The following is a 14265-nucleotide window of genomic DNA, read 5'->3' on the forward strand; positions in this document are numbered from 1 at the left end:
CATGACCCAGATCATTGCAGCCTGTGAATCCAGGACCAACACCACACCGGACTTTCCCATGGGCTGGTATTCGGTCGCCCGCAGCCATGAACTCCTGGTGGGTGAGGTCAAACGGGTACAGGCCTTCGACCGCGAACTCGCCCTGTACCGCTCCCGCAGCGGAGTGCCGGTGTTACAGGACGCCTTCTGTCCTCACCTGGGGGCCCATCTGGGCGTTGAAGGTCGGGTGGTGGGCGAGTCCCTGCGCTGCCCCTTCCACGGCTGGCGCTTCGATAGCAGCGGCCAATGCGTGGAGATTCCCTATTGCGACGAAATCCCGGATCGCGCCCGGATTCGCATGTGGCCGGTGGAAGAGCGCAACGGGGAAATCTATGTGTGGTTTCACCCGGAGAACACCGCGCCGAAATACGAATTGCCCGATCTCGTCGAGTTGCGCGACGAGCAATGGACGTCTCCCCGTTACGCGGAGTTCGAGGTGCCGGTACACATCCAGGACATCGCTGAGAACTCCTGTGACCCGGTCCACTTCCAGTACGTGCACAAGCAGATGCACACCCCGGAATCCTCGGTGACCATCGACGATGACGGTCGCATCCTGCACCTGCGCTCGGACATGAAGGACACGGATTTCCCCAACCAGTTGCACGCCACTGTGTATCAGCCCGGGTTGGCGGTGGTCCGCACCACCTACTCCCCGGAGGCCCAGATGGTGGTCTACAACAGCGCCCAGCCCATTGACCTGAACAGGACCTTGCTGCGCTGGACCCTGACCGTGCGCCGGGAAATCGAGGACCTCGCGGGTGACGATGTGATGAACGGCATTATCGAGGGGCTCAGCCAGGATTACCCGATCTGGGCCAACAAGGTCCATAAACAGAAGCCGGTGTTCTGTCGTGAGGACAAGACCCTGGTGATGTTCCGCAAGTGGGTGCGCCAGTTTTACGTGGATGTGAGGGAGATTGCCTGATGCAGGATTTCACCGGCAAGGTGGCGGTTATTACCGGTGGAGCCAGCGGCGTGGGGCGCTCCCTGGCGTTTGCCCTTGGGCGGCGCGGAGCGAAGATTGTGGTGGGCGATGTGGATGCCGCTGCAATGGAGCAGGTTGCCACAGATCTGGAAGCGGCCGGGATCGATGCGGTGGTGTCCCACTGTGACGTGACCCAGCTGGACAGCAACCAGGCCCTGGCCGACCTGGCCGAGGAGCGCTTCAGCGGTATCCAGCTGGTGTTTGCCAATGCCGGCATCGGCGCAGGGGAATCGGGCGCCATGTGGGACTACTCGGAGAAGGACTGGCAGTGGTGCCTGAATGTGAATCTCTGGGGGGTGATCAACGCCATTCGCGCGTTTATGCCGCGACTGGTGAGCCAGACGGAAACCACCCACTTTGTGGTGACGGGTTCCGGCAACGGCGCCCTGCTGGTGTATCCGGACCAGCCCATCTATACCGCCACCAAGGCGGCTGTGCACACCATTACTGAAAATCTGCATTACCAGGTCCAGGCGGGCAATCTGCCGGTGAAGGTGAGCGCCTTGTTCCCGGGGCCGCATATTGTGGACACGGGGCTGTTCAACTCCGGGCGGGTGCGGCCGGAAGCCCTGCAGAAGGAGTCCGGCGGGAATGAATCGGGCATCAACTCGGTGGACGACATGAAGAAGATGGCGGCTGAGTTTGGCATTGAGCTGCAGACGACGCATCCGGATGAGGTGGCGGAGATGGCGATCGAGGGACTGGAGCGGGATGCGTTCTGGTTGTTGAAAACGACGCCGGAGACGGATGCGAAGATTCGGGCGCGCTGCGACATGATTATGGAGCGGAAGACGCCGGTGCCGGATCAGGTGGGCGGGTGAGTGATTGTTTCGAGGGGCTCCGCTCCAGTTACGGCACCGCTGCGGCCGGACCGCTCCGCGACTCGCCGTGAATCCATCCATGGAGGCTCCTCGGCAACATGCCCGAAAAAGAGGGGCAGGCTCTCCATGTTGCCGAGGGTCGCTGCGCGGCCCGCCCGCAGCGGTGCCTCCGTGCCAACGAACGGCTGGAATAATTCAGATCGAAGCGCAGTAAACCTTAAGAAAATAACCAAGAGGCAAACACCATGACCGACCAGAGCAGTGCGCCCCAGGGCAACCCCGGCGATATCGTCAACTGGCCGATGCTGAAGATTGTGTACCGGACGGACCCGGACAAGATTGCGGCGCTGTTGCCGCCGGGCATTGAGCCGGGCAAGGATCCCCACGTGAACCTGACGATCTACAATTTTCCGGTACCGGACGAGCCGGAGTTTGGCATCGTGACCACGGTGAATGCGGACTACAACGGTATTGAGGGTGAGTACACGCTGGGGTACGGCATCGACCAGGAGTCGGCGATTTTCATCAGTCAGGAGACTAACGGCCAGCCGAAGTATCCCTGCACCACGGAGTACTATCGCCTCGGGCCGCAGGTGTCGGCGCGCTGTACCCACCAGGGTTATACCTTTGTGGAGTTCAAGGGGGTGTCGAAGGGAGAGAATGTGTCCCAGGGTGAGTGGGAGCAGAATGAGTGGTGGATCAAGGTGTCGCGGGCGGTGGGGGTGATGCCGGACCCGGCTCGCGGCTACGATTTCCCGCCCCACGTGGTGCATGTGCGCAGTAAGTACGGCACGGCGTGGAAGGAGGAGGTGCAGGGCGAACTGGTCCTGCGCGACAGCCCCTGGGATCCGCTGGCCAGCCGGTTGCCGATGCGGGAGCAGGTGTCGGCCCACCTGTGGTGGCCGATTTTCCTGGACCGGGAGATCACGCTGGCGGGCAAGCTCGATCCGGAGGGTTTCATGCCTTTCGCCGATACGATCTCCGGGTCCCGCTGGCCCGGCAGCAATGGCGGGCCGCGCCGGGGCTAACCAGCGCCGGGAGACCTGCCGCCGGTCAATTGCCAACGACCTATACCGATTTCGGGGTGCTGGGGAGCGCCCCGGTATTTGGTAGATTTCATTTACAAATGGCTATTGATCGGCTTCCTTTGCTGGGTAATCATGGGGTTAATGACTACTAGCGTTCATACCTGAGTCCTGCAGATGGGTGGGGTGATTGATTACCTGCTTACCTCTCTGGTGGTAATCAGCCTTATCCTGGCGGGAGCCAATTATCTCGCGTACCGGTTGTTCGAGAGGCCGCGGCATGCCCTCATGTGGTCGGTCAGCTTTGGCCTGGTGGCGCTCCAGTACCTGTTGAATCTGGCGCGCGACCTGCTGCCCGCGCCGGCGTTCTACTGGCAGAGCGCCAATATGGTGTCCTTTGCCCTGGTGCTGTTTGCGGTATGGGGGCACAGGGAGCGGCTGCAATTACACACCGACTGGCGTCTCCTCCTGGCCGCGTACACGCTGCTCTCGGTGACCTCCGCCGCCGTAACGCTGTGGGATCCGGTGATCAGCATCCGCACGGCACTCGCCCCGGGGTTCACCTTCCTGGCCATGACCCATATTGCGCTCGCGCTGGTGCGCAGTTCCCGGGAGCCACGCCTGGCCCAGTTGGTGGCGGCGGTGATACACCAGCTGTTCGGGCTGACCCAAGGGCTGGCGGCAGCCATCGCGCTCAACCTGGACAGCGGGTCGCGGGACTTCATGTACCAGCTGTACAGCATGGTCAACTTCGGCCTGATGCCGACGCTGTTCATCGCCCTGGGGATTTCGGTGATTTTCCTGCTGGCCACTGATCTCGCCGGCCGGCTCAACACCATGTCCCTGACCGATTCCCTGACCGGCCTCAATAACCGCCGTGGATTTATGGTGGCAACGGAAGGTTTGTGGGCGCGCTGCCGCCGGTCGAACAAGCCGCTGACGCTGTTGCTGGCCGATATCGATTACTTCAAGCGCATCAATGATCGCTACGGACACGCCATGGGGGACCGGGCGCTGCAGCACTTTGCCAGGATTCTGCGTGAATCGGTGCGGCTGGAGGATGCCCTTGGCCGCATTGGCGGTGAAGAATTCGCGGTAACCCTCGGCGAAATGACCAGTGCAGAGGCGGAGTCCATCGCGGCGCGCTTCCGCGCTGCACTGCGGCGGCAACCCATGCGGTACGGCAGCCTGGAGCTCGACCTGCGAGCCAGCTTCGGTATAGCCGAATGGCAGGAAAAGGATGATATCGCCTCACTGCTCAAGCGTGCGGACATCGCGCTCTACGACGCCAAGGCCTCCGGTCGCGATGCTGTCATCGTCGCCGGTGAACGGAGCCTTGTAGGTATGGCATCCAACGGCTGAACCGGCTAACGTTGGCGTGCGCTGCCCGGCACCTCCCATAGCCGGTGCAGTAAATACTAATAATTCAATGGAGTGCCTTCATGTCGCCTGTGTTGCGCCGGTTAAAACACCGCTTGCTGATTTCCCTGATGAAAGTCCTCGCGGGCCTGAGTCCTGCCGCCAGTTACATGGTGTTCGTTGGCAGCGGCAGTGCCGCCCAGTTGTGTCGTCACATTGTGCGCAGCGGTGCCCGACGGGTGTTGGTGGTCACCGACAAACCACTGCGGGACATGGGGCTGGCCGACAGGGCGGTGGCGCAACTGGTGGCCGCGGAGGTCGACCTCGCCTGGTACGACGGCGTGAAACCCGACCCGACCTACGACCAGGTGGCAGAGGGCGTGAAGGTGTTGCGAGCCCACGGCAGTGAGGCGGTGCTGGCCATCGGTGGGGGGTCTTCCATCGATTGCGCCAAGATCATTGCCGCCGCCGCCGGCAGTGACGAGGACCCCCGTAGCTGGGTGGGCTTCGGCAAGGTGCGCCACGAAGTCATGCCCCTCTACGCGGTACCGACGACTTCCGGCACTGGGTCCGAGGCCACTATGGGTGCGGTCATCTCCGACCCGGTCAGCCACGAGAAAGGCATTATCTCCGGGGCGTCACTGTTGCCCGGCGCCGCGGCACTCGACAGCGACCTGACGCTGGGTTTGCCGCCCCACATCACGGCAGCCACAGGCATGGATGCCCTGACCCACGCGGTCGAGGCCTACATCTGTACCTGGGACCGGGGCACACGTCTGCAGCACTCAAGGGCTGCGGTGAAGCTGATCTTCGAACACCTGGAAGCGGCAGTCAGCGACGGCAGCAATGTGGAGGCGCGGGAGGCGATGGCGACCGCCGCCTACTACGCAGGCATCGCCATCAACCAGGTCAATGTAGGCAACGTGCACGCCATAGCCCACCAGCTGGGTGGCAAGTACGGCATTCCACATGGCATGGCCAACGCCCTGGTGCTGCCGCACGTGCTCGAATTCTGTCGCGAGGAAGTGGAAGGGCAGCTGGCTGAGCTGGCCTTGCTGGTAGGCGCGGGCAGCCCCGGCGATGCCCCGTCCCGGCTCGCCGAGGCCTTCATCCAGGCGGTGCGTGAACTGCGCAGCAAGGTGGGTATCCCCGAGCGTTCCGACAAGCTGCGGGAGAGCGACTACGACTATCTATGCGATCTCGCCATGGCCGAGTGCGAGAGCTACCCGGTGCCGCGCCTGCTGGACCGGGAAAACACCATGATCATCCTCGCCAACATTACTGCCTGACGGGCAGTCCTCTCAGGCCTGGCGCAGGGAAGTGGGCCCGCTGGGTGCCGCCACCGGCACAGCACCCACGTACCAGATGCTGTCCTGCGGTGCGCTGCTGATGCGCCGCGCCGTGCGTCCTGCCAGCAGGGCGAGCCCGAGCGCCCCGATGGCGGCCACCAGGTCCACCACCAGCGCACTGTCGGAGTGATTCCAGCCCGATCCAGGCAGCAGCGCTACCGTGAGACTCGCCGCAGGTATCAGTGCGGTGGCAAGGGCGGAGGCCCGCAGCAGGCCGACAGCGCCCCGCGCGGTGCCACGGAGGAAAGCCCAGCCGAGCGCCGCAAGAAATACCGCATAGTAGATTGCGGTGTGCCAGTGACCGGGCTGCGACACCAGTACCGGAAGGGCCTTGGCAGCGGCAATGGTGACCGAAATGCCGGAAATGCAGCCCAGTGTTACCCCGACGGTCAAAGGGCCGAGAAAGCGCGCTGACCGGCGTTGCTCGATCTGTTGCAGGGGTGCGGATTGTTTCAGCTTCTTCCTGCGAGTTTCCAGCCACAGAAGGTTGCCGCTGTAGAACAGCGCAGCACCTCCCAGACCCAGCAGGAAATAGCTCCAGCGCACAGTGTTGCCACCATAAGAGCCGAAGTGCAGGGAGAAGAAGCTGGTGATGGTGGCTCCCATGCCGTTCTGCAGTCCCGGCATGTAGTCGGTCATCAGGATGTCGCCCGTTACCGGATCCAGGCCAACCACCCCGCCTTCCGGTGAGCGCATGCCGAAGCGTGGGTTGTCGCCAAAGATGGCCAGCGACGGACCTTGCCGTGGAGTGTCGCGATAGATCATGCGCCGGGGCTCAAACCCGGGTTGTTGTTCATGCAGTCGAGCCACGAGCTGGCCGGGTGCCAGCTGTTCGCCGGTCGGGGCGCCCGCTGCGGGCTGCCGTCTTTCGCGCTGGATAAAGCTGTTGGGACCCTGGAACACCCACTGCTCCTGGGCGGCGTATATCGGGTCATGGAAGGCAAAGATCGCGGATGTCAGTGCCATGACCAGGTGAAAGGGCAGGCTGAAGATACCGAGCAGGTTGTGGAAATCCAGCCACAGGCGTTTGAGGTTTTTACCCAGGCGGAAGGCGAAGAGATCCTTGACCAGGGTTGGCAACAGCACGATCACCCCGGATACCAGGGCCACGCCGTATAGCAGGGCTACAGTGCCCATGATGGGCATGGCTATCTCGTGCGGCAGCATCAGCCCGACCTGGCGGTGCAGGTCGTCCACCAGTTGCGCGACCGGCGAAGCGCCACTCCTGGCCACGAAAAGATGGCCCTCCGCTGTGAGGTTGGCGTGCATCAACTCTGGTGTGTCGTGGTCGTCGGCGTCCGGATTGGAGAGCTCCCAGTTCATGCGCGCCGGGTATTTGGCCGAGGGCTCCAAGATGATCTGGTAGCCCTTTCGAGCATCGGGGTATTCGGCGAGCACCCGGGAAATCAGTTCCGGCGTGTCCTCGAGGGGGGTGAGTTCGCCGAAGCCGGAAGGCGCTGAGGCCCAGTGCTGCAGGGGTTCCTTGAACATGGTGATGGCGCCGGCGTAAAAGGCGATGAACAGGAAAAGCCCGCTGACAATACCCGTCCAGGTGTGGACGTCCTTGTACATCTTGACGATATCGCTACGCATGGTGGTTACCTGTGTCCTTGGCGTGGGCACTGCATGGGGCGTGCACCCTGGAAAAGTGGATGGGGTGGCGGCATCAAATCGCCAGCAACAGGCCCCAGGTCAAAAGGTTTGCCGTGCCCAGCCACAACCAGGCCTGACGTACGGAGCGAAACAGAAAGCAGGTGCTGAGTACTGTGACCAGCAGCGGAGCGACCAGCCACATGGTGAACTGGTGCTCCACCCCGAAGGGCGCCACACCACCCAGGCCGAAACGGGCCAGCAGTCCGCCGCAGGATAAGGCCAGCAGGAACCCTGCAATCAGCCCGGCGCTCGCCTTGCCCAGCCAGCCCCGGCTCGAGTAGCGGAACGGCTTCATCGGCTGGCCCTCCCGTTATCGCTCTGACGCTTATGGTGGAGCCAGGCGATGGCCAGTGGCGGTAGGGACCACAGCAGCATCAGCCCGGTGACGAGGATGAAGACAGCGATGGCGGGACCAAAGTAGCTGTTGAGAAGTGCCAGGGTAGATACTCCCAGCGCAATGCCCGTCAACGCGAGGGCGCGCCCGGGTAGCGGGCGTTGAACCAGTTTCTGGTGCGGACTGGCCAGGTAGAGACAGAGCGCCGCCAGGGTGAGGCACAGCAATGAAAGTGAGCCCACAGGGGTATTCACGGTGAGTTCTCCGGTAAGCGTGCAGAACTGATGGCCGTCAGGCGGAAGCCGGCCGGCCTGTCAAACGATGGACATATAGTGCAGCGAAATTGGCGTTATTGCAAATAAGTATGATTCTCATTTATATTTGCATTTGATCGAGCCGCGTGGACTGCCATCCGTTTCGGGGAGTCAGCCCACTCAGCCCACTCAAACCCTTCGCCAATATCGAGGATCATCCCGTGAACTACCACCGCCGCGACCGCGCCGCCCATTTACCCCTCTCCGCCCTGACGTTCTCCCTGTCGTCCGCACTCGCCAGTGCAGCGGCTGTGGCGCAGGAGGGAGTTGTCGAAGAGCCCCAGCGGCTGGTGCTGGAACACATTGTTGTCACCGGGGAAAAGGTCGAGCGATCTCTTCGGGACACCACGTCTTCGGTATCCGTGATCGGCGAGGAAGCCCTGAACAGCCTGCACCATTACAGCGTCTCTGACGTGGTGGCTGAAGTACCTAACGTGGTGGTCACCACGGGAACCGTGCCCAATATCCGTGGGGTGGCCGGCAACGGCTCCGCCGGCGGCTTCAACTCCATTACCGGCGGCGCCAAGGCCCGGGTATCCACCCTGATTGATGGCGTGGCGGAGCCGTTTGTCGCAGATCTCACCGGTGATTCCGGAATCTGGGACATCCAGCAGATCGAGGTCTACCGCGGCCCCCAGTCCACCAGCAATGGCCGCAACAGTATTGGCGGCATGATATACATCAAGACCAACGACCCGAGCCTGGGTGAGTGGGACGGTGCGGCGCGCATGGGCTACCGGGACCAGGAGCGCTATGTCGACAGCGCGGTCATGCTGAACGCGCCTTTGCTCGAGGACACCCTGGCCGTGCGTGTGACGGCTGAGAAACTCGACGCGCAGACGCTTACCGATACGGCGGGCTTTGCCGGCAATCCGCCGGATTACGACCCCAATGCCATTGATACCTGGCGTCTGAAGACCAAGTTGCTGTGGGCCCCCAACGCCGATTTCAGCGCGCTGCTGGCCTACTCCGGGAACAACGAACAGGGTGATACCGGACGTGTGTTCTACACGGCAGATGACCCCTTTGAGTACAAGCGGAGTTTTTTTCGCAACATCGAGACAGATTCCGACACGGTGAGCCTGCGTCTCGACTACCGACTCAGTGATTACCTCTCATTTGATATCCTGGCGGCGGCCATGGATTACCAGTGGGGCTTTGAAGGCTACGAGGCGGACCCGGCGCTGGAACAGGACGTCCTGTTCGATGAATCCAATGTCACCCTGGATGCCAGGATGAACCTGGGTCGCGAGGGCGACACCCTCACCGGTTTTGCGGGCCTGTTTTACTTTGAGCGGGAACAGGACTTTGAAAGCACCGGCGCCTATCTCTATGTGGGAGACGACGAAAGTGAATCTACCGGTGTCTACGGCGAACTCACCTACGCCCTCAGTGATCGTTTACGCCTTACCGGGGGGCTGCGTGTAGAGCAGGAACAGCAGAACCGGAATTTTGACTATATAACGTTTGCGCTTGCCAACAAGCTGCAGAATGACAAGACCATCACTCTGCCGAAACTGGTACTGCAGTACGATTTGAGCGACGACACTACGGTCGGAGTGAGTGCACGCAAGGGTTACAACGCCCCGGGCGGCGCTTTTGCCTTTGCGACGGGGGAGTACTACCTGTTCGATGAGGAAGAGGTGAATACCTACGAAGCGACCCTGCGCAGCGCTTTTCTCAAAGGTGCGCTGAGCCTGAGTGCAAATCTCTTCTACAACGACTACGAGGGCTACCAGGCTCTTAACTCCAGCCGTGCCATCACCAACATGGACGAGGTCGAGACCTATGGCCTGGAACTGCAGGCGCAGGCAACAGTATGGGAGAACCTGGAGCTGAGCGCGGGCCTGGGGCTACTGGAAACCGAGATCACTGAGCCCGGGGACAGCTACGCAAACGTAGCCGGCAACCAACTGAGCACGGCGCCGAATGTGACCGGTAACCTCGGCCTGTACTACCACTTCACCGACCATTTTGGCGCGGGAATTTTTGCCCAGTATGTGGATGAGTACTTCGGCGATCTGGAAAACACCGACGAGCGCATCGCCGGGGATTACACCCTGGCCCGGCTGACAGCCAACTACCGTTCTGATGCCTGGAGCGTGTCCGCCTACGTCAACAATGTGTTCGATGAAGAGGCTATCACTGTGCGCGAACCCCCGGGTCGCTCCGCAGCCCTGGGTTACGCGGGAATCATTGACCCGCGAACCTACGGGGTGACCGTGACCTTCAGCTTCCTGTAACGCCGTGCGTTCCGCCCGGCGATGGGTGCCGGGCGGAAAACACTCACTGGAACACGGTTGCGCCGGACTCGGCGTCATTCACGGCGCGGCGCATAAAGCCGAACAGCTCCCGCCCGGTGCCGTAATCGCTGTGGTGGGGGGGGCGCGCTACCGCCTCACGCTGGGCCCACTCGTCGGTGGGGACCAGTGCCTCCAGGGTGCCAGCAGAGGCGTCCAGGCGAACCACGTCGCCATCCCGCAGGCGGGCGATAGGGCCCTCGGCCAGGGCCTCGGGACAGACGTGGATGGCTGCGGGCACCTTGCCTGAGGCCCCCGACATTCTGCCGTCCGTCACCAGTGCAACCTTGAACCCCCGGTCCTGCAGCACCCCGAGGAAGGGGGTCAGCTTGTGCAATTCGGGCATGCCATTGGCGCTCGGCCCCTGGAAGCGCACGACTGCGACCACGTCCCGGTCCAGTTCACCGGCCTCGAAGGCAATGCGCAGGTCGTCCTGCTCGGTAAAGATACGCGCCGGCGCTTCCACCACCCGGTGTTCTTCGGCCACCGCCGATACCTTGATCACCGAGCGCCCCAGGTTCCCCTGCAGCAGGCGCAGGCCGCCCTCGGCGTCGAAGGGAGCATCGGCAGGGCGGAGCACGGCAGTGTCGGCGCTCTCCCTGATGCCCTCCACGTGTACCAGTCGCCCGTCCTGCAGACGTGGTTCCCGGGTGTAGTGGCGCAGGCCCTCACCCCAGACGGTTTTCACGTCCTCGTGCATCAGGCCGTTGTCCAGCAGGGTGCGGATGGCGTAGGCGCTGCCACCGGCGGCGTGGAAATGGTTCACATCGGCGCTGCCATTGGGATAGACACGGGCGACCAGCGGCGTGATGGAAGAGAGATCGCTGAAGTCCTGCCAGTCGAGGATGATGCCGGCGGTCCTGGCCACGGCGATCCAGTGGATGGCGTGGTTGGTGGAGCCGCCGGTGGCCAGCAGGGCCACAATGGCATTGACGATACATTTCTCGTCGACCACCTCGGCCATCGGCGTGTACTCGTTGCCCAGGGCGGTGATCCGGCACAGGCGCTCGGCGGCGGCTACTGTCAGCTGGTCGCGCAATGCGGTGCCCGGGTTTTCGAAGGCGGCGCCGGGTACGTGCAGGCCCATGGCTTCCAGCAGCATCTGGTTGCTGTTGGCGGTGCCGTAGAAAGTGCAGGTGCCCTGGCCGTGATAGGCCTGGCTCTCGGCTTCCAGCAATTTGTCGCGGCCCACCTTGCCCTCGGCGAACTGCTGGCGGACGTGGGCCTTGTCCTTGTTGGACAGCCCCGTTGTCATGGGGCCCGCGGGGGCGAAGATAACTGGCAGGTGGCCAAAACTGAGGGCGCCGATCAGCAGCCCCGGGACGATCTTGTCGCATACGCCGAGACACAGCGCGCCGTCGAACATGTTGTGGGACAGGGAGATGGCGGTGGCGCCGGCGATGATATCGCGGCTGAACAGGCTCAGTTCCATCCCCGCCGTGCCCTGGGTGACTCCGTCGCACATGGCGGGAACGCCGCCAGCGACCTGGGCCGTACAACCCATGGTATGGGCGGTGCGCTTGATCAGGTCGGGGTAGTCGGCCAGCGGCTGGTGGGCTGACAGCATGTCGTTGTAGGCATTGACGATGCCGATGTTGGCGGCTTCGGTCAACTTGAGGCTTTGCTTGTCGCCTTCACCGCAGGCCGCGAAACCGTGGGCCAGGTTACTGCAGGACAGGCTGCCCCGGACGGGGCCGTTGCCGCGCATCTCGCCCATGCGGTCGAGGTAGGCGCGGCGTGAATTGGCGGAGCGCTCGCTGATGCGTGCGGTGATGTCCGCGAGTCGGGAATCGGTCATGGTGCCCACCAGATGGAAAGAGGTGTTGAGGATTGCCTGAGTACGGCGGCAACGGGGAAGCCGCGGGCGATGGCTTCGCCAAGGACGGCTTTCTTGTCGTCGCCGGTAATATGCAGAATGATTTCACTGCTGTTCAGTACTGCCGGCAGAGTCAGGGTCATGCGCGCGTGAGGTGCCGTGACCGGCTCGGTGGCGGCGACCAGGGCGCTGCCATTCTGATCCAGCAGGCGGGGCAGGTTGGCGGCCTGGGGGAACCAGGAAGCAGTATGACCGTCACCTCCCATGCCCAGCACCACGGCACTGAAGGGGCGCGGGAGGTTGGCGATACGGGCTTCGGCCTCGCCTTCGCCCTCACTGGCGCGTGCGTGGGGAGTTTTCAGTCCCACCAGTCTGGCGGCGGCGGCCGGTCCCCGGTGCAGGTTCTCCCGCAGCAGGCACTCGTTGGAGTCGGGGTGATCGCGGTCAACCCAGCGCTCGTCCACCAGGGTCAGGCTCACCTGCTCCCAATTCAGTGACTGTTGCGCAAGTGCCTGGAACATGGGTTTGGGCGTGCTGCCGCCGGACAGCGCCAGACTGGCTTCGCCGCGCCCGGCAATGTCGTCGCGCAGCCGCTGTGCGAGGTGTTCGGCCAGTGCCTGCGCCAGTGCCTCGCGATCCTCGAACAGGCGCCAGGGCTTACTCATACCAGCTCCGGTCGTCGCGCGCGGTCAGCGCGGTGGAGGCATTGGGGCCCATGGTGCCGGAGTTGTAGGACTTCACCGCCATGCCGGTTTCTTCCCAGGCCTCGATGATGGTGTCGATCCAGCGCCAGGCGGTCTCCACTTCGTCCCGGCGCATGAACAGGGTCTGGTCACCGTTGATGGCGTCCAGCAATAACCGCTCATAGGCGTCGTAGCTGTCGTCCTTGTCGCTGCGGTCGTCGGTAAGGTGGAGCTCCACCGGTTGCAGGCGCAGGTTGCGGGTGAGCCCCGGCTTCTTGTTGAGAGTGTGCATGGTGATGGTCTCGTCCGGCTGCAGGCGGATCACCAGCTTGTTGGTCAGTTCATTGGGGTCATTGGCGAACAGCGAAAAGGGCTGTTTCTTGAACTCGATGACGATCTCGGAATAGCGCCGGCTGAGACGTTTGCCGGTGCGTAGGTAGAAGGGCACGCCGGCCCAGCGCCAGTTGTTGATGGTGGCCTTGATGGCAACGAAGGTCTCTGTGCCCTCGGCGTCCTTGTACTCCGCCTCTTCCAGGAAGCCCTTGACGGCTTCACCGCCCACCGCACCGGCGGCGTAGATGCCGCGCACTGTGCAGTCTTTGACATTGGAGGCGGTAATGGGCTGCAGGCAGCGCAGTACTTTGACTTTTTCATCGCGGATGTCGCTGGCATCGAGGCTGGCCGGCGGTTCCATCGCCACAATGGACAGCACCTGCAGCAGGTGGTTTTGTACCATGTCGCGCAGGGCGCCGGTCTTGGCGTAGTAACTGCCTCGGCCTTCGACACCGATCTCCTCCGCCACGGTGATCTGGACATTGTCGACGAAGGTATTCTTCCACACCGGGTGCAGCAGCGGGTTGCCGAAGCGCACCGCCAGCAGGTTCTGCACGGTTTCCTTGCCCAGGTAGTGGTCGATACGGAAGGTGGACTCCTCCGCGAACACCGTGGCCACTTCCTCGTTGATGGCCTGGCAGGACTTGAGATCATGCCCGATGGGCTTTTCCATCACCACGCGGCTTTTGTCGTTGACGGCGCCGGCCCGCTCGAGGTGCTGGCAGATGGTGCCGTACAGGGAGGGCAACGTCGCGAGATAGTACAGGCGGATCGGGGCGCTATCCTCATCCAGGCAGGCCGCCAGGCTGGTGTAGTCCTCGTCGTGGTCGGCGTCGACCTTCACGTAATGCAGGGAATCGCGGAAGCGGGTCCAGATGGCTTCGTCCCAGTGGTGGTCCGCCAGGTAGTGGCGCAGGTTGCCGTGGGCTTCCTCGCGAAAGGCGGCGGAATCGATCTCGCCGCGCCCGGTGGCGATGATGCGGCCGAGGCGTTCGGCCAGGCCGTGGCGGTGTAACTGGTAAAGGGCGGGTAGCAGCTTGCGGGTAGATAGATCCCCGGTACCGCCAAAAATAACTAAATCAACCAACTGACTCATACACGTCATGCCTCAACAGGGGTGAGTTATGGGGTGTGTCGAACCCGGCTTTGCGGGAGCATTTGGCGGTGATTCAGTCCGCGGCCTCTGACGGGCCGCTGGGGTGGGAAATGATAGCAAACCCGGGAGCGCCTTGTCCCGCTGCGTGGCAAATT

The 14265-nt window shown here is 62.8% G+C and carries 12 protein-coding genes; 6 read left to right on the forward strand and 6 right to left on the reverse strand.

The genetic code is table 11. From position 1 onward, the window contains the following. The first annotated feature begins 1 nt into the window (after window position 1). The 5 genes from FV139_RS10455 (at window position 2) to FV139_RS10475 (ending at window position 5521) form a co-directional block, all read left to right on the forward strand. Window positions 2–967, forward strand: coding sequence for a Rieske 2Fe-2S domain-containing protein (locus tag FV139_RS10455; RefSeq protein WP_148068369.1), 966 nt, complete (start codon window positions 2–4; stop codon window positions 965–967). Then, window positions 967–1848, forward strand: coding sequence for an SDR family NAD(P)-dependent oxidoreductase (locus tag FV139_RS10460; RefSeq protein ID WP_148068370.1), 882 nt, complete (start codon window positions 967–969; stop codon window positions 1846–1848). The genes FV139_RS10455 and FV139_RS10460 overlap by 1 nt, the downstream gene beginning before the upstream one ends. A gap of 245 nt (window positions 1849–2093) precedes the next feature. Next, the gene (locus tag FV139_RS10465) at window positions 2094–2876 is read left to right on the forward strand and encodes an acetoacetate decarboxylase family protein (RefSeq protein WP_148068371.1); all 783 of its coding nucleotides are present in this window, start codon (window positions 2094–2096) and stop codon (window positions 2874–2876) included. A gap of 174 nt (window positions 2877–3050) precedes the next feature. Then, on the forward strand, window positions 3051–4235 hold the full coding sequence (locus FV139_RS10470) for a GGDEF domain-containing protein (RefSeq protein ID WP_148068372.1): 1185 nt from the start codon (window positions 3051–3053) through the stop codon (window positions 4233–4235). 80 nt (window positions 4236–4315) lie between these two features. Next, window positions 4316–5521: an iron-containing alcohol dehydrogenase gene (locus FV139_RS10475; protein ID WP_187276481.1), complete on the forward strand. Its 1206-nt coding sequence runs from the start codon at window positions 4316–4318 to the stop codon at window positions 5519–5521. Between the two features lie 12 nt (window positions 5522–5533). On the opposite strand, the gene FV139_RS10480 is transcribed toward FV139_RS10475, so the two are convergent. The 3 genes from FV139_RS10480 to FV139_RS10490 all read right to left on the reverse strand — a co-directional run bounded on the left by FV139_RS10480 (window position 5534) and on the right by FV139_RS10490 (window position 7822). Continuing rightward, entirely contained in the window at window positions 5534–7174 is a 1641-nt protein-coding gene (locus FV139_RS10480) for a PepSY-associated TM helix domain-containing protein (protein ID WP_148068373.1), read from the reverse strand. Window positions 7175–7247: 73 nt separating this feature from the next. Next, window positions 7248–7529 carry a hypothetical protein gene (locus tag FV139_RS10485; RefSeq protein WP_148068374.1) on the reverse strand — a complete coding sequence of 94 codons (282 nt, stop codon included), beginning with the start codon at window positions 7527–7529 and terminating at the stop codon, window positions 7248–7250. Continuing rightward, complete coding sequence (locus FV139_RS10490) at window positions 7526–7822, reverse strand: hypothetical protein (protein WP_148068375.1); 297 nt, start codon at window positions 7820–7822, stop codon at window positions 7526–7528. The genes FV139_RS10485 and FV139_RS10490 overlap by 4 nt, the downstream gene beginning before the upstream one ends. Window positions 7823–8043: 221 nt before the next feature. Between FV139_RS10490 and FV139_RS10495 the strand changes: the two genes are divergently transcribed. Next, window positions 8044–10125, forward strand: a complete 2082-nt coding sequence (locus tag FV139_RS10495) for a TonB-dependent receptor (RefSeq protein ID WP_148068376.1) — start codon at window positions 8044–8046, stop codon at window positions 10123–10125. Between the two features lie 43 nt (window positions 10126–10168). On the opposite strand, the gene edd is transcribed toward FV139_RS10495, so the two are convergent. The 3 genes from edd to zwf are packed head-to-tail and all read right to left on the reverse strand — an operon-like array spanning window position 10169 to window position 14110. After that, entirely contained in the window at window positions 10169–11980 is a 1812-nt protein-coding gene (edd, locus tag FV139_RS10500) for a phosphogluconate dehydratase (RefSeq protein ID WP_148068377.1), read from the reverse strand. Beyond that, entirely contained in the window at window positions 11977–12663 is a 687-nt protein-coding gene (gene pgl, locus FV139_RS10505; protein WP_148068378.1) for a 6-phosphogluconolactonase, read from the reverse strand. Before pgl ends, edd begins: the two co-directional genes overlap by 4 nt. Further along, window positions 12656–14110, reverse strand: coding sequence for a glucose-6-phosphate dehydrogenase (zwf, locus tag FV139_RS10510; RefSeq protein ID WP_148068379.1), 1455 nt, complete (start codon window positions 14108–14110; stop codon window positions 12656–12658). The genes pgl and zwf overlap by 8 nt, the downstream gene beginning before the upstream one ends. Window positions 14111–14265 lie beyond the last annotated feature (155 nt).

This window comes from Parahaliea maris, assembly GCF_008064665.1.
GTDB lineage: Bacteria > Pseudomonadota > Gammaproteobacteria > Pseudomonadales > Halieaceae > Parahaliea > Parahaliea maris.